Genomic DNA, 15,412 nt, shown 5'->3' with positions numbered 1-15,412 from the left:
CACAGATACATCTATCCTTAATCTGAATAATGGGTGCTCCGCGATGATTCAATATACTGCATTCTTACTGGCTCCGGTTCTAACTTTGATTTCTAACAATCAAGCTTCGGCAGAAACGGCGTTTTCTTCGACTACCAACAATACCAGCGCTGTCACGGATGCAAAGAAAGTACGCATCGACCTTCTTGCACCGCAATGGTTGGCGAAAACGAACGTACCAAGCGTGGCGATTGCCTGGATGGAAGACGGCAAAGTGGCTTGGACCGCTGTTTATGGCAATCAATCCAAAGGAAAATCTGCAAGCCAGGATACACTTTATAATATCGCCTCGCTGACCAAACCGCTGGTCACCGAAACTATTCTGCGTCTGGCAGATCAAGGGACGATTGATCTTGATGAGAGCATGGCCACGGCATGGGTTGATCCTGATATAATCGACGATCCACGCCACCAGTTGCTTACGCCCCGCATGGTTTTGCAGCATCGGACCGGTTTTCCAAACTGGCGTTATCAGACCGATAACAAGTTATCGTTTAAAGCTGCCCCAGATACGCATTTTGGATATTCGGGAGAAGGTTTCAACTATGTAGGTCGCTTCGTTCAGAGCAAGTTGAAAAAGCCTTTCGAGGACTTGGTGGCGGAAACGATCTTTCGTCCTTTTGGAATGGAAAGCACGAGTTTTACAGAAAAGCCTTGGTTTGCTGGGCGCGTTGCTGTCCCGCATGGGCAAGATGGAAAACCGGTAAGTTTATCAGTGCGCAAGGAATGGAATGCAGCTGATGACGTACATACCACCATCGGGGACTATGCCCGATTCATGGTGTTAGCACTGGACAAAAGTGGATTGGAATCCGGTCTTTCTGTCTCACGCTTTAACGTTCGTGACAATCAAGCTGATGGGCTATGTGCATCCGGGCGAATTGAAAAAGAAGTCTGCCCTACCATTCTCGGATTCGGACTAGGCTGGACGATTTTTGGAGATGAAGCAGGGCCAATTGTAATGCACGGCGGCGGTGACGTTGGAGAACATACTTTGGCCTTTTATTCCCCAACAAAAAGGCAAGGAGCGGTAATTTTTACCAATGGTGCCAATGGAAGAAAAGTCATCCGGGACGCCGTGAAAGAATTGTTCCCTAACCCTGGCTTTGTTGCGTTTTTAACAATGCAGGCCGGAGGGTCATGAGCAAAATATAGGGCGACGACTGGCTACGAAAGGTTAATGTCTGCTTTTGCGCCCATAGCGGTCGCTGGCTGCTTCATCCCGAAAGCGGACGTTTCGGATCAATATCCCAATATCTTCCGCACCAGCCAAACCAAAAACCAAAGGGGAAACGCCAATACTATTAGGCCAATCAAGCCCAACTTCGAAGGACTTGGGTCCTGATCGACATCCTGTTTCCCTGCATAGATCATCACATAAATCATCATGCCAACAAACAAGAAAGGGATGAAAATCGCTGACATCAGAAATTGAAAGGGTCTTAAAATTCGTTCAAGAGTGGTGAGTTGCGGCGGTGCATGGCTGAGGCGCTTAAACACCCCATAGCTGTCGAGATAAGCTTGGACCGATAGCTTGCTGGCGGCTGTATGCTTCCTAGCTTCTGCGCGAGTGGGCTTAGCGTCACTGTAATTGTATAGGTTCAACTCAGATTCGCCGTACACTTCGTCAATAGCTTTTTGCGCAACACCATAAGCATCATCGGCAGGTTCACGGTCAATCGAGAAGCCAATCTCAGATGTGTAGACAACTTCAACCGCTCCTTTATCTTCCGGTGATTCCTTGAGCATTGTTTTGAAGCGCAAATATGTGACTGCACCGTTCCCCACACCGACTGCCATACCATATTCGTCATCAGTATCTTCAGCCGCCAAAACATGCATTTGAAGCTGCTTCGACAATGTCGCTGCGCATTGAATAAGGTCGAAGTTTACTTCATGATTCTTAACGTCTACCGCACCACTTTCTCCGGACAAAAAGCGTTCCAGAAAAGATGCATCGATCTTTTGCAAGATTTTCCGATCCAGAAATTGCCCGAAGTCCGGACGCCGCGCCAGCGGCTTACTGTGTGCGGCTAGATAGTATAGGCTGGTGCGAGTCTCGCGAAAAAGCTGATACCCGTCTTTAACCCGTGCAAGATTATTCTCGGAAGGTTCCTCACCCAGTACAACAAAATGCGATCGCCACATGGCTATCGATCATAGTTTATTGTTTGGTGTTCGCAACTTGCTTCATTATTGGAGGGATTGTGCATAATTCAATAGGAAACGGACAGTGACTTCGGTGACAATGAACTGATTTCTAACATCTGCTTCTGCACCCTTAGTAGACTTTAGCGTTGTGTCCGCTTTATCCCGAAAGCGGACATTGTGAGGCGCCATAATCGGCCTTTTCGATTCGACTAGTTCCCAGCCATCTACAAAAGTTATCTTATATCGAGCCTAAATAACGGGACCTTATTCGGAATCGGCAATCCAGCTGCCGTGAAAGCCGGCGGGAACTCTCGCTGGTAAGTGAATTACCGCGATAGGATCGTTTTCTATGTTTTTTGCATCCAAGATTATCAGATCACTTTTGTCTGCAGCCGGATCGTAAACATAGCTCATCAAATATCCGTCATCCTCTGATGTGCCGTTCGCTGCAGGGACGAAAACAGCTTCGCTCCCGGTGCGTCCGTTTTTCAGATGGTGTGAAGTTTTATTTCCCGTCGGCATGTCATATTTATGAAAGGCAACTACCGTCGGTGTATCCTGACCGAATTCGGCCGTATATCCATAGCGATAGGGCTGTCCGACCTTGCTGTCCGGAACTCTAGGAAAATCCACTCCCAAATCGTCTATCTGCCGTTCGGTAACCGCCCCGGTTTTCAGGTTCATTCGCCACTGATAAAGCTTAGGCAACGGCGGCTTGACCATACCTTCAGTCATATACCCAACCAACCGGCAGCCATCCAGAACAACCTCATCACCATCCTCATAAGCGTTCATGGTGTGATAAATGTAGCAAGGGTCGATCTCGAACCAGATCACATCTTCGCTGTTGCCATTGCGCGGCATGATACCTAGTCGAGCGCCATATTCATCGTCAAACCTGATACCAAGACCGCCTTCCATTCTTAGCTTCATGTCAAAGACAATGGGTAGGTCCATGAATATCACATAGTTTTCTGTGATATTGAAATCATGGGCCATGGTGCCGCCTTTGACGTCAATCACCTCGGTTTGAATAAGCTCTCCAGAAGCTGATGCCCGGTGGTAGGTCAGAAAAGGCGGCATGAAGCTATATCCAAAGAATAACATCTCGCCGGTTATCGGACATATTTTGGGATGGGCCGTCATATTGGCATTAAGCTTGCCGCCGAACGTATAGGGCCCGCGTGTCTCGAGATCTTTTGAGACCTCAATGGGTAGGCTTAACTCGGCGAGAGCCAAAATTTTACCCGCATGTCCCACGATATGCGTATTGGCGATGGAGTTTTCTAGTTTCATCCGCGATTCCTGACTCGGTGTCTCTTCTTCGAGCAAAGGGGTCTGGATATAGCGATTACGATACCATGTAGCTTTTCCGCCATTGAGTTCGACACCGTGAATCATGCCGCAAGCAAGGAACCAGTCTTCACTTTTTCCAGATGGAGGATTGGCACCATTACGGAAATATCGACCCTTCAGTTCGGTTGGAATGGTGCGGGTAACTGACAATTCATGCTCCGTCGTTTCTGAAAAAACCGGAGCAAAATTATCGCTGAGCCAGAACGGTTTCGGGTCTGCCGCAGTTTCGGAAATCGTCATCTGTTCATCCTATATTATTTCAAATACTGGCATCACTTGTGTTGCTGGCCAACAGAATCATGATCGCACCAGATCCAAAGATTGCCAAACCGTCACAATCTATGGCCTGCGCAAGAATCTGAAATATCAAACTCCCGCATACGACTAATATGAATGTAATCTCGGCAACTCGATAAATACAGGATAACTTATCTTACTGAGATTTTCACTTGTCCTGTAGGGTTCAATAACTAGGATTGCTAATGCAGAACCTAAATTCCGTACATATTCAGAGGTACCATGAAAATCAAATTTGATGCTATTATCATTGGTGGTGGTCAAGCGGGTCCATCGCTCGCCGCACGCCTTGCTTCCGATGGATATAAAACAGCGCTCATCGAACGAAAATTGCTTGGCGGCACCTGCGTTAACACAGGTTGCATACCAACGAAGACGCTCGTTGCCAGCGCGCGAGTTGCCTATGATGCACGACGTGCTGGCGATTATGGCGTGATGATCGAAGATGAGATATCGGTTGATATGAAGCGAGTGAAAGCGCGGATGGATGGTATTGTAAACCAGTCTCAACAAGGTTTGACAACTTGGTTGCAGGCAACGGATAACCTGACAGTCATTCGCGGCCATGCACGTCTAAAAGGTCCTGATGCGGTAGAGGTCGAAGGCGATATTTTGCAGGCACCTCGAATTTTTCTGAATGTGGGAGCCAGAGCCTCAACATCAAACATAGAGGGGCTCGAAACGGTCGATTATCATAGTAACGCGACGATATTGGGTATTGATGAACTACCCGAACATCTCGTGATCATAGGGGGTAGTTATATTGGTCTCGAATTTGCCCAGATTTACCGGCGTTTTGGCAGTAAGGTAACGGTAATCGAGCGGTCAGAACGACTGATTCGGCGGGAAGACCCAGATATATCCGCTGCCGTAAGAGACATATTGGCGCGAGAAGGAATAGAATTTCGTTTGAACGCAAATTGCACCGCAGTTCGATCCAAACATGATGAAATCGTTGCTGATGTCCTGTGTGATGAGGGCTCACCTGCCATACACGGCAGTCATTTGTTCGTTGCAACGGGTAGGACACCCAATACCGATGATTTGGGTTTGGACGAGGCGAATATCCATCATGACGAGCATGGCTATATCACGGTCGATGACCAACTTTCCACCAATGTGCCGGGAATATGGGCAATAGGTGAATGCAATGGTCGCGGATCCTTTACCCATACATCCTACAATGATTATGAAATTGTTGCGGCCAATCTTCTGGATGGTGAAAAACGATCAGTAACCGATCGTATCCCCTGTTATGCCCTATATGTCGATCCACCGTTGGGACGCGCCGGAATGACCGAGGAACAGGCACGCGCATCGGGACGCAGCATGCTCACGGGAACGATAATGATGGATCAGATCGGACGTGCGCGGGAGCGCGGTGAAACACAAGGCTTTATGAAAATCCTAGTAGATGACGACACACAAAAAATTGTCGGCGCCTCTATCCTTGGTGTGAATGGAGACGAAGCTATCCACAGCGTCCTTACTAATATGTACGCCGATGCGCCCTATACAACGCTGCAGCGTGCCGTTCACATTCATCCGACCGTTAGTGAATTTATTCCGACTCTTTTGGGTTCGCTCAAGCCGTTAAAGGAATGAAAACGGCAATGGCCTCGTGTTAAGAATTTTCTTGGTGTCTCATAAATTCTCGGATCGGAAGAATGGGAGGAACCGCAGAGTATGGCGTTACGATAGTCGGCTATCCGCTCCTCCCCCAAACACCTGCTCAGCTGTTCACAGCACAGCCGAGCAGGCGCGAAACCGTCAAGAAACCACAGGATAATCTGCTTCTATCCAGGCTGTAATGCCGCCATCTACATTAGTGATTTTGGAGAACCCAAGTTCATCCATTATTTGAGTCGCTTGGGCGCTACGTACACCGGAACGACAATAAACAATATAATGTTCATTCTTGTCGAGCTTATCAATTTTATTGACAAAATCCGGGTTTCTAAGGTCGAAATTTTGCGCGCCTTCAATGTGGCCGGCAGCAAATTCATCTGGGGTGCGGACGTCTATCAGTATCGCATCTTTTTCCTGCGCCAATAATGCTTTTGCAGTGCTTACGTTTACCATAGTTACCGAAGATTGACTTGCAGTAGCCTGAGGGGTTTGCGTTTGAGAATCCGCAGAACCGCAAGACATCAACGCGAATATAGAGCCAATTCCTGCTGCTGTTTTTAAATGATGCATTTTCTTTTCCTTTTTCAAGATCATATGGTGGTGCACAACAGCACTCTCGATCATCAAATCGCGTTGAAGAATGAACTGTCACATTCACGATTACCGCAAATTGATGTCCTCGATTGGCAGATTATCTACAAAATTCTTCCAAATTTTGATATGTTTCAAGATTCTCGGCATCCGACGGATCTTTGAATCGGGTCTATTGAGCAGGGTTTTCAATATCAAAGACAGATCTGAACCAGAGCTTATGTTCATTTGGCTCATACCAAATCGCCGCTTAACCCAAGTGACATCCGCTGCACGAATTATGGCCTAGATGGGAGTATTCGAAAAAGTCACGCATCAAATGCTCATGCAAGATTCTAAAAGCTAGATAATTCTAGAATATTCTGGGCCGAATATGGAGCATCACCCATTTTGTAGACCGTGTCCGGGTTCTAAGAATCCAAATTGGCGGGCTGTAGCAAGAAAGGAACAGGTCATGAAAATGTGCGCCGACAACGTATTTAATAACCGGCAATTTATGGGAACGTACGGGTTCTGTTGGTACGCCCTTATAATCTATGGTATTTTTGCATTTTCATACGAGCATCAAAGACTTGCTTGGTGGTTGCAATTGGCATTCTTTATCATAGCGTTTGCTATGGTATTTGTCCTGATATTTGCAAGTTTACAGCCAGCTAAATCCCCGAAATCAAGTAAAATATAAACAGTGGATCAATCCGATAAAAATGAAAATCGGAAAACCGCGGCTTTTGTGATTGCCGGGTTTATTTTGTCGGCAATCTTCCAATTCTACATATTGGATAAAAAGCAAAACTCGACGGAATCGGCAGAAGCCGGGTCAGAGAATCCCATCAACCTGTCCACAAACGACCACCCCACTTAGCCGCGGCGCCCAATAGGGTGGCTTTTAGTAACATGCAAGCCGCGCTCGAAAGGGTTCAAGAGTTTTCATCCGATTCAAAATGTCATCAATCCCAATTATTAGCCATAGTTTTAGCCGATTAATGTGAAAGAAAAAAGGAATTCGTCCAATGTCATGCTGTTGCTCGTTCGACCCACAACTCGCGAATCTAGTGAGCCCTTCGCCATATGGAATACAACTGGAATTGCTATCGGCCTGGGATGCCAATTGTACTTTAGATAGTGCCACTTCCAAGTCGTATATGCCAGTTTGGACGCTGTTAATCCCCACGTCCTTTTCTATAACAGCGCTCGGAACCTTCGGTTTTTGATCGGACGAAAACGAGGTGAGTTAAAAAAATGATGAGGAAAGTTTCTCTATTATTTTGCGCCGCCATGGCAGCCCCGATGGCTGCATATGCAATCACCGGAAACATTGATGAGAGTGCGATCCAGATAAACTCGCTAGCTGATATGCGTTTGCGTTACGAAGGGGTTAGTCAGAATATTGGCTTGAAGACATCGCTCCTTGCATTACCATCAACGTCGCTTGCATAAGTGCTTCTTCTTACAATCTATCGAATGAGCTAAATGGTTTCTGTTTTTTTATGTCAGAATTATTCGAGCAGCTCTTAGTCTCGAATAGTGCCAAGGGCATTCTGATACAAATTTCGACTCTTCTCACTAACTGATTTGGTCTCATAGGTTGGCAAAAACCTCTAAAGCAATTCCAATTGTTTCGGGATTGAATTCCATTTCAATATCTCGCGCTTTTCGAAGAAAAAGTCGCCAAAACTAAACACGACTAGCCTTGAGAATTAGCTTTCGAAATGTCCCCAAAAACAAAGACACTGAATCAATATTCTCAACCATCTCGGCTCGAGCTTTGAACAACACTACCCCCGTCCGACTGGCGTCAAATCAATACAAATTCTAGTAAATTTCCATAGTGATTCAATATTCTTGCTCGTAAATCGCAAGGACTTAAAATTTGTAGGATTCCAGAATCAAATTTCCTGTTTTCCTGCCATCTATCACTCAGAGCAGATTATGATGAAAACCAGTTGTTCCAAGTCGATCAACCCGGTTTCCGAAATCTCTCTGACGGAGCGTCCCGAACCCTCCCTCCGATCCTCCCCGGACGTTCCCTATGGGCAGGTGTTTTCCCCAACACCTGCTCATTTTTTTCATCATAGGCCCAGTCAATCGATACAGGAATTTTTCGACCTCAACCGTAGCATTTCTCGTTACTGATTTACGAGACTGAAGGCTAGCTTCTCAGAGTTTTCTGATATTTTCGGCTCAGAGCCCGGCGGCTCCGAAATATCTATTGAACTATCAAATCGCAGGAATCCAAAATTCTCATTGTCCGGTATATTGAAATTATCCCTCAACTTACAGTCATAAAACCAAAGGTATTAATCCAAATCGCATGGAGTCCGGTGTGAACAACAAACTGCAATTATCGAAACTGGGAATTCCATCAGGAACGATTGTGGCATTGGTATTCATGGGGGGCTATATCCGTAATCCGCCAACTTCTTCGCATAGTCCGGGATCAAAACTCGTCTGCACCATCTTTGTAACGCTTTGGCAGTTCAACATGGATGACAGGAAACCTGAAAATTTGCGCATAGAAGGGCCGCAATTCACCGAAGACTCCAATAGAGCCGGTGTCTCCACCGCAACACTCTATAAAGATCAGCGTGAAGTAATTTCCAATGAAAAATGGCTTCCTAATATCAAAACTACCGTCAACACGGAAGGTGGTGCCGAAATTCTAATATTATCACGCGCGATATTGGAAAATGGTGAAACATTTGAAAAATCTGAATGGCTTAGATTGCCGGATGGATATGATGCAAATTTCAATTCGGGCGAAGACGGAGCCGATATCTGGGTGAAATCTGGGCATCTTCGTTATGCTGTTCCACCGGCAGTTTGATGGGCGACTCTAACTCTAAACATATACTCATAATTGGAGCAGGGTTAAGCGGCTTAATGGCAGCTAGGGAGCTCTCGAAAACTGGCGTTGACATAACAATTCTTGAAGCTCGAGACCGTATTGGTGGGCGAGCGCTCAGTCATGTTGTTAACAAAGGTGCATTCGATCTTGGGCCAGCCTGGTTTTGGCCTATTTTTCAACCCAGAATGAGTGGTTTGGTGGATAAGCTAGGCATTGAAATGCTAGAACAGTTTGAAGAAGGAGATTTCTTGTTCGAAACCAAGTCGGATGTCAAAAGAGGAAGCTTTCCCAAACGATATGGTGATGCGCGACGTCTAAAGACCGGGGCTCAAGGACTTGCTCATGCAATGGCCAATGAACTACCTGAGGGAACCATCCAATTCTCAGCAGAGGTGGTAGTACTGAATTGTAAGGCGAAGCCATTTGTTATAACCGAAGCAGGTCAAAAGATATCGGCAGACATAATCGTTGTTGCAGCCCCTGGCCCATTGGTTGTTCAGTGGGACGTCTTTCCACCTCTTCCACAGGAACTCGAACGAGCACTAACAAGATGGCCGACTTGGATGGCCGGGCATGCGAAAATCGTTGCAACATATAAAACTGCATTTTGGCGTGAGAACGGACTATCGGGCTCAGCAACAAGTCACGCCGGCCCCTTGGTGGAAGTTGCGGATCAAAGTGATGCGAGCGAGGGTTTGTTCTCTTTGTTTGGGTTTGTTGGATGGCCCATTGCTTATCGCAAAGAAAACCAAAAAAAGCTAAAACAAGCAGCTTTGACTCAGCTGTCACGTCTCTTTGGGGAACAGGCAGGGAAACCCATTGCTTTCGAATATCAAGATTGGTCCGAAGAACCATTTACAGCAAACGATATCGACAAAATAGCCTTGCGCAAGCATCCATCGTATGGAGAGCGAGCACTGGCAGTGGATTGGTTCGAAGGAAGACTTTTTCTAGCGAGCGCCGAAAGTTCGACGGAACATGGAGGGTTAATGGAAGGAGCTATTGAAGCGGGAACGCGTGTGGCTCGTCAAATTAAGGACCAGATTCTTCGGTAGGCGGGCACTTCGTCTAGATTATGGTGAGAGCAAAGACGGCTGCATTCGATATTTACCCACATACATGTCACAATCAGTGCTCCTAAATCGGGAAATGACTCGGGTTTTGAATAGCAACTTTCTGGAATTTCTGGATTTTCGAAAGACCGTCTCTGATAATAAGCTATCTGTAAACGCAACTGCGACATAGATTAGCGAGGAAGAGAATGTTGAACGGACCCTCTTGTTTTGAAAGCCTATGGCTGTCGGAACATATCTAGTTCCTGGTAAGCGTACTCCCTTTGTCGGGTCTGGGGCTCAGTATTCAGGCTTCTCGTCGAGCCTGCTCGCTAGACAAGTTGTAAGCGAAATGGTGGGTTTTGCGCATCCCGACATAGTTTTTTGGGATCAAGTCATCCCAGATATCAATCCACACGGGTTACAAGAAGAAATACAACAGACAATTAGTCGAATTTCGAACCAAAAAAACGGACCATATGTGTCTGGATCTACGAATGGTTTGATGTCTGCGATCAATGCCATTCAAATGTTAGGATCAAACGAGCTGCATCTAGCCCTCATTGGAGGTTCCGAAACTGGCAGCCATATTCCGATCGGTCTAAAACCTCCCATTGCACAAAAAATCCAAAATGCCGTATTGGAAGATGACGCTATCTCACAATCAGTATTCAAAAGCTTCAACATCTCTTGTTTTGAAACAACAGATGTATCAAAGTTAAGGTCAAGCGTTGGAGGGGTAATACAAGAACGCTTGGAACATGAAATCGACGAATCCAGCATTGAGCAACAAATTTTAACTGCATCAAGCCATGCAAATGCAATCGGCGCGCAATCTTCGGGTTTTTTTGATGATTTGATTGTCCCATTTGCTGGCGTAACCTGCGATAAAATTCCCAACGTTAATATTGCATTAGATCAATCCGCAGTATTCGCGTCAAGTTCTCAGAAGCTAGGCGTTAGGAACTTGTCAGAGTATAATTCTGCTTCTCTTGCTGATGGTGCTGCAGGAGTATGGATAGCCGATAAGTGCGGGCTAGCCCGACTAAAGGCCAAACCTGGAATCAAAATTATTGACTGGCAAATGTCTACCGATTTAACCGATTTCAATAACCGAATACCGTCGCAAATTAGAGCAATTAGCAGAGTACTATTGAGGCAAAAGATAGGCGTCGAAGATATTGCATTGTGGGAAATTCAAGAGAACTCATCTCAACAATTGCTGGCAACAATTCGTTGCATTTTTGGTCCCTCCAATTCTGGTGAATATACCCCATCGTCCGTCGAGTTCGAAGATATCGCATGGAATAAACTAAACCCCAATGGCGGCTCCTTAGCCTTGGGCAATCCGTTCGGTGCTACTGGCGCAAGAATATTAAGCCAAGCTGCGAAGGAACTATCGATAATGCCTATTGGAAGTAATGGCATCGCGCTGTTCAGCACAGGTGACCATGAGATAGCGATGATTCTAAGGCATGTAGAAGAATGATCCAATTTTTGAACCGAATTCTATCATAGCACGGATGACAATCGAATATCGTCGTCTGAACAGCAAAAAATCGATTTATGCATTTTTGAGCACGAATATAGAAAATGCGCATGAATTGCGAAGATCGCTCGTTATTCTTTGCGTAAACCCAGAATCATGAACTGAGAGTGCCATTATCCATTTGGCATCACCACAAATGTTTCAATTTTGGGAATTTTACTGTGAATATACATATTCAAAAGAAGCTTGAAATACCAAGTTGGACAATCGCGCAAATTCCAAACGACATCAGCTTTCCGCTTCCGAATTCAATAACAACAACGCAGATTGATCTCCCAGCCGGAACAAACGAATTGGGAAGTAGCAATGGCCTCTTACTGGTAGCAATCGTTGCTGGCTGCGCCGAAGCCCGAATCTGGAACAAAACAAACCGAACGACCGGAACACTCACTCGAGGAGCATTGTTTTTAACCAGCCCCAACGAATTTTCTTGCGTCGAACTGGATCGCTCTTGCCGAGCGGTTACACTTAGTTTCGATTGGGGTTCACAAACCTCAGACATCCCTAATTGGGAAAAAATTGGAACTCAAATATTCAGAGATATTCTAATTTTCGAAACGTGCTCACGATTTTACGAAGAGCATATCTCCTCAATTGACATTTCGATATCATTGATGGAATCTGCAGCGTTTCTAATCTTCAATGCACTTCAGATCCAGGATCAACGCGCAAAATTTGCTTTTCCTGTCGCAAATGCAACCAAACAAGAAAAACTTCGTAAATCTGTTACATGGATAGAAGATAACCTCGGCGAGCGCATAACTCTAAAACAACTGTCTTTGATCGCTGGTATCTCTGAATGGTATTTTGTTCGTGAGTTTAAATCGTGTTTTGCCCGTTCTCCCTATCAATTTGTCCTTGAGCGAAGGCTTGCAAAAGCGCAACGTCTACTGCGTGAGTCAACGTTAACAATTTGTCAAATTGCATATGATTGCGGATTCTCCTCGCAGTCTCACATGACCACTACGTTCAAGCAACGTTTGGGGGTGACCCCTAAGGTGTACAGAAATTGCCAAGAAGCCATGTCCTAACGTACGTATTGATGGGCCCCTGTCGGTTTGTCATAATCATACGCCAATCCGCTTGAACGAAGAAGCAATACATTGGAAATTCAACAAACATAATATGTTTGTTGAATGTGTGTTAGGAAACATTCTGCAGCGAATAGTCGAGACGAGAATTGATCTGATTTCCCGAGGTGATCCAATATGCTGGTTTATACCGATCAACCTACAGGCATACCCACTTATGATAGGTTGAAATTGAACGAGTCGTTGTCAGGAGAACCTTTGTTTTCCGGTCAAATAAAAAAACGTTGGCAAAGTGATGATTTAGTCATCGGTTGGATGGCGCCAAAAACAGCTAGATTCACCGCAGATTGGGATACGATTACCTTACATTCGTCGCCGTTTTCGGCGACGGGGCGCACGGGCTCTCAAAAGTTGTATAGTTTTAGTCGAGACCGGGGAGACTTCTCATTTACTCCAAAGGGATTCGAGCAATCTTTCGAAGTCGATTGCGAAGCAGATCTTTTTTATATCGCTTTTGGTTCTAGACTTAAAGATCAGTACCTGACTCAGCTTAACCCGAAAATATCATTCGATGAGCACCGAGACTATGGCCGATCTCTGCGCAAATTTAATGAGCTTTCTGGATTGTTGATGGATTTTTTGGTTTCCGACGGGTTCGGCGGAACCTTGAGGGCAGAAGCGCTTGCATCTCTTTTGCTCGCTGACACGTTTCAGCAACTTGAGAACAAGGATGAACAGGAAAACAGGCATCATCTATCTCCTCAAAAGCTAAACTTGATAACTGCTTTTATCGACGAACACAGCGACCAACAAATTACTGTAGATATGTTGGCTAATCTAGCTGGAATTAGCAAATTTCATTTTACACGGATGTTTAAAGCCGAAACGTCATTGTCTCCTTATCAATATGTTCTCAGGCATCGAATCAGAAAAGCCCAAAATTTATTGGCAAACAGCCAACGTAGTCTCGCAGAAATTGCTCTAGATGCCGGGTTTTCATCACAAAGTCATTTAACGGACGCTTTTATTCGCGTGATTGGAGTTCCCCCAGGACAATTCCGCAACGATATTCGAGAATAATACCGCGTGTTATGTTTCATTCAGTTTGTATGTGTGATCCACTGACGTACTCAACTTTTGAATCGTATTAATTCGTCGATTCCAATATAATGGCAATTGCTTAAGCTTTTTATCGCTGAGCAACAATAACTCGATAAGCTCCGCTATTAAAATCTCCGGTAATCCGCCAATGTTATCAGTCTATTTTACTAAGTAAGGGCACCAAGAACAGACGAACCAACGCTCGCCTGCTCTTAGTGCCTTTCAGCTTTTGCCCCCGGACAGTTATTCAATTGCTCGTTTGACCAAGAAAGTCCGGATTTTCTCTGCGATCAAAGGCGCGTCTTCCTCGAGAGCAAAGTGCCCAGTGTCGAGAAGGTTATAGTCGAGGTCTTTAACATCGCGCTTATAACCGTCTGCTCCAGGGGTCGGGAAAAAGGCATCATTTTTTGCCCAGACAAGCAACACTGGAGGCTGGTGCTTGCGTAAATATGCCTGCCACTCAGGATATTTCGCTACGTTGTTTCGATAGTCGTAAAACAATCCAAGTTGGACATCATGTTGGCCAGCGCGCGATAAGCTTTGATAATCGAGCAACCAGTTGTCAGGCAAAATTGCGTCCGGATTGCGCGTTCCGTGGGTATATTGCCATTTCAGGCCTTCCAAACCAAACACCGAGGATGCAATTGCAGTTTCGAGTTCCTTGTTCCCGCGACCTTGCTCCCATAGTTTCATGATGGGAGCCCAAGCTTCCTTATTGAGCCCTTCGTCATAAGTGTTTCCATTTTGAACAATCAATGATTGCACGCGCTCAGGATGTGCTGTTGCGATACGGTATCCAATCGGTGCACCATAATCTTGGAGAAAGAGAGAATATTTTTCAATTCCGCGCTGCTCCAAAAACTTATCGATGGTGTTTGCTATGTTATCGAATGAGTATTCATAAGTATCAGCGCTTGGAAAATCACTCGCTCCGAACCCGGGATAATCCGGTGCAATCAAATAGTAATCGTCACTGAGCTCTCTGATAAGGTTCCGATATTGGTGGGTGTCAGTCGTCAGATAAAATGAGACAGATGTGTCATTCACTTTGGTGAGAGTTTGGCACCATCTGGTTGGTCGATATTAAGCTGCCAGCTTGCTGTGAAGCAAGCGTCGTTTTCTAAATGTGAGTTGTTTGATCCTTTCTCTTTGTTTGATGATGGATTGAGCTCTGCCGAAGTAGGCATCTGCAGGTGTTACGTTATTGAGGCTCTCATGATAACGCTCGTGATTGTAATGCTCGACGAACGCCTCGACCTGCTTTTCCAGATCACCGGGTAGATAATAGTTTTCCAGCAGGATGCGGTTCTTCAAGGTCTGGTGCCAGCGCTCGATCTTGCCCTGTGTCTGGGGATGGAACGGTGCACCGCGAACATGGCGCATCTTTCGATCCTTGAGCCAGTCGGCCAGTTCTCCTGCAACATAGCTGGGACCATTGTCGCTGAGCAGACGCGGTTTATGCAGCACATGTGCTTGATCGCAGCCAGATGCCGTCAATGCCATCTCCAGTGTATCCGTTACATCTTCTGCTTTCATCGTTGCGCACAGTTTCCAGCTGATAATGTAGCGGGAGAAGTCATCGAGGATGGTGGAGAGATAATACCAGCCCCAGCCTATGATCTTGAGGTATGTAAAGTCGGTCTGCCAGAGCTGGTTAGGTGCAGTCGTCCTGTCCTTAAACTCGCTCGCTGCTTTCATTACGATAAAGGCCGGACTGGTGATCAGATCATGGGCCTTGAGGAGCCGGTAAACACTGGCCTCAGATACGAAG

Annotated in this window: 13 protein-coding genes; 8 read left to right on the top strand and 5 right to left on the bottom strand. The window is 45.8% G+C overall.

The genetic code is table 11. The features are described from left to right. Positions 1-43: 43 nt before the first annotated feature. Entirely contained in the window at positions 44-1,183 is a 1,140-nt protein-coding gene (locus DK507_RS00070) for a serine hydrolase (RefSeq protein ID WP_109353967.1), read from the top strand. Positions 1,184-1,281: 98 nt separating this feature from the next. On the opposite strand, the gene DK507_RS00065 is transcribed toward DK507_RS00070, so the two are convergent. Both DK507_RS00065 and DK507_RS00060 read right to left on the bottom strand, forming a co-directional pair. Then, on the bottom strand, positions 1,282-2,187 hold the full coding sequence (locus DK507_RS00065; protein ID WP_109353966.1) for a hypothetical protein: 906 nt from the start codon (positions 2,185-2,187) through the stop codon (positions 1,282-1,284). 267 nt (positions 2,188-2,454) lie between these two features. Beyond that, positions 2,455-3,786, bottom strand: coding sequence for a carotenoid oxygenase family protein (locus tag DK507_RS00060; RefSeq protein WP_109353965.1), 1,332 nt, complete (start codon positions 3,784-3,786; stop codon positions 2,455-2,457). Positions 3,787-4,065: 279 nt separating this feature from the next. On the opposite strand from DK507_RS00060, the gene DK507_RS00055 reads away from it, so the two are divergent. Next, positions 4,066-5,448: an FAD-containing oxidoreductase gene (locus DK507_RS00055; RefSeq protein WP_109353964.1), complete on the top strand. Its 1,383-nt coding sequence runs from the start codon at positions 4,066-4,068 to the stop codon at positions 5,446-5,448. A gap of 165 nt (positions 5,449-5,613) precedes the next feature. On the opposite strand, the gene DK507_RS00050 is transcribed toward DK507_RS00055, so the two are convergent. Next, positions 5,614-6,096: a rhodanese-like domain-containing protein gene (locus DK507_RS00050; protein ID WP_216822303.1), complete on the bottom strand. Its 483-nt coding sequence runs from the start codon at positions 6,094-6,096 to the stop codon at positions 5,614-5,616. Positions 6,097-7,350: 1,254 nt separating this feature from the next. Between DK507_RS00050 and DK507_RS17720 the strand changes: the two genes are divergently transcribed. From DK507_RS17720 to DK507_RS00015, 6 genes are all read left to right on the top strand, one after another. Next, positions 7,351-7,500, top strand: a complete 150-nt coding sequence (locus DK507_RS17720; RefSeq protein ID WP_162558810.1) for a hypothetical protein — start codon at positions 7,351-7,353, stop codon at positions 7,498-7,500. Between the two features lie 886 nt (positions 7,501-8,386). After that, a complete protein-coding gene (locus DK507_RS00035) occupies positions 8,387-8,887 on the top strand; it encodes a hypothetical protein (RefSeq protein ID WP_109353961.1) in 501 nt (166 codons plus the stop codon). Continuing rightward, positions 8,887-9,963: an NAD(P)/FAD-dependent oxidoreductase gene (locus DK507_RS00030; protein ID WP_109353960.1), complete on the top strand. Its 1,077-nt coding sequence runs from the start codon at positions 8,887-8,889 to the stop codon at positions 9,961-9,963. Before DK507_RS00035 ends, DK507_RS00030 begins: the two co-directional genes overlap by 1 nt. Before the next feature lie 238 nt (positions 9,964-10,201). Continuing rightward, positions 10,202-11,449 (top strand): hypothetical protein, encoded by a 1,248-nt coding sequence (locus tag DK507_RS00025; RefSeq protein WP_109353959.1) that lies wholly within the window; start codon positions 10,202-10,204, stop codon positions 11,447-11,449. A 221-nt stretch (positions 11,450-11,670) separates the two neighbouring features. After that, positions 11,671-12,540, top strand: coding sequence for a helix-turn-helix domain-containing protein (locus tag DK507_RS00020; protein WP_109353958.1), 870 nt, complete (start codon positions 11,671-11,673; stop codon positions 12,538-12,540). Positions 12,541-12,717: 177 nt separating this feature from the next. Continuing rightward, positions 12,718-13,620: a helix-turn-helix domain-containing protein gene (locus DK507_RS00015; RefSeq protein WP_109353957.1), complete on the top strand. Its 903-nt coding sequence runs from the start codon at positions 12,718-12,720 to the stop codon at positions 13,618-13,620. A gap of 264 nt (positions 13,621-13,884) precedes the next feature. Here the strand turns inward: DK507_RS00015 and DK507_RS00010 are convergent, their stop codons facing one another. Together DK507_RS00010 and DK507_RS00005 are read right to left on the bottom strand one after the other, a co-directional pair. Continuing rightward, complete coding sequence (locus DK507_RS00010; RefSeq protein WP_109353956.1) at positions 13,885-14,688, bottom strand: alpha/beta fold hydrolase; 804 nt, start codon at positions 14,686-14,688, stop codon at positions 13,885-13,887. Positions 14,689-14,724: 36 nt separating this feature from the next. Continuing rightward, on the bottom strand, positions 14,725-15,412 hold a 688-nt coding region (locus tag DK507_RS00005; protein ID WP_162558809.1), incomplete at its 5' end, for a DDE-type integrase/transposase/recombinase.

Source organism: Sphingorhabdus sp. EL138 (assembly GCF_900258045.1).
In the GTDB taxonomy this organism is placed as follows: Bacteria; Pseudomonadota; Alphaproteobacteria; order Sphingomonadales; family Sphingomonadaceae; genus Parasphingorhabdus.
The sequence above is the reverse complement of the archived record's forward strand: the minus strand, read 5'-3'. Positions and strand labels throughout refer to the sequence as shown.

Coding starts and splice junctions, on each gene's coding strand:
- DK507_RS17720 (WP_162558810.1), top strand. CDS start 7,351: ATGGCTGCATATGCAATCACCGGAAACATTGATGAGAGTGCGATCCAG.
- DK507_RS00050 (WP_216822303.1), bottom strand. CDS start 6,096: ATGATCGAGAGTGCTGTTGTGCACCACCATATGATCTTGAAAAAGGAA.
- DK507_RS00070 (WP_109353967.1), top strand. CDS start 44: ATGATTCAATATACTGCATTCTTACTGGCTCCGGTTCTAACTTTGATT.
- DK507_RS00060 (WP_109353965.1), bottom strand. CDS start 3,786: ATGACGATTTCCGAAACTGCGGCAGACCCGAAACCGTTCTGGCTCAGC.
- DK507_RS00030 (WP_109353960.1), top strand. CDS start 8,887: ATGGGCGACTCTAACTCTAAACATATACTCATAATTGGAGCAGGGTTA.
- DK507_RS00015 (WP_109353957.1), top strand. CDS start 12,718: ATGCTGGTTTATACCGATCAACCTACAGGCATACCCACTTATGATAGG.
- DK507_RS00025 (WP_109353959.1), top strand. CDS start 10,202: ATGGCTGTCGGAACATATCTAGTTCCTGGTAAGCGTACTCCCTTTGTC.
- DK507_RS00055 (WP_109353964.1), top strand. CDS start 4,066: ATGAAAATCAAATTTGATGCTATTATCATTGGTGGTGGTCAAGCGGGT.
- DK507_RS00065 (WP_109353966.1), bottom strand. CDS start 2,187: ATGTGGCGATCGCATTTTGTTGTACTGGGTGAGGAACCTTCCGAGAAT.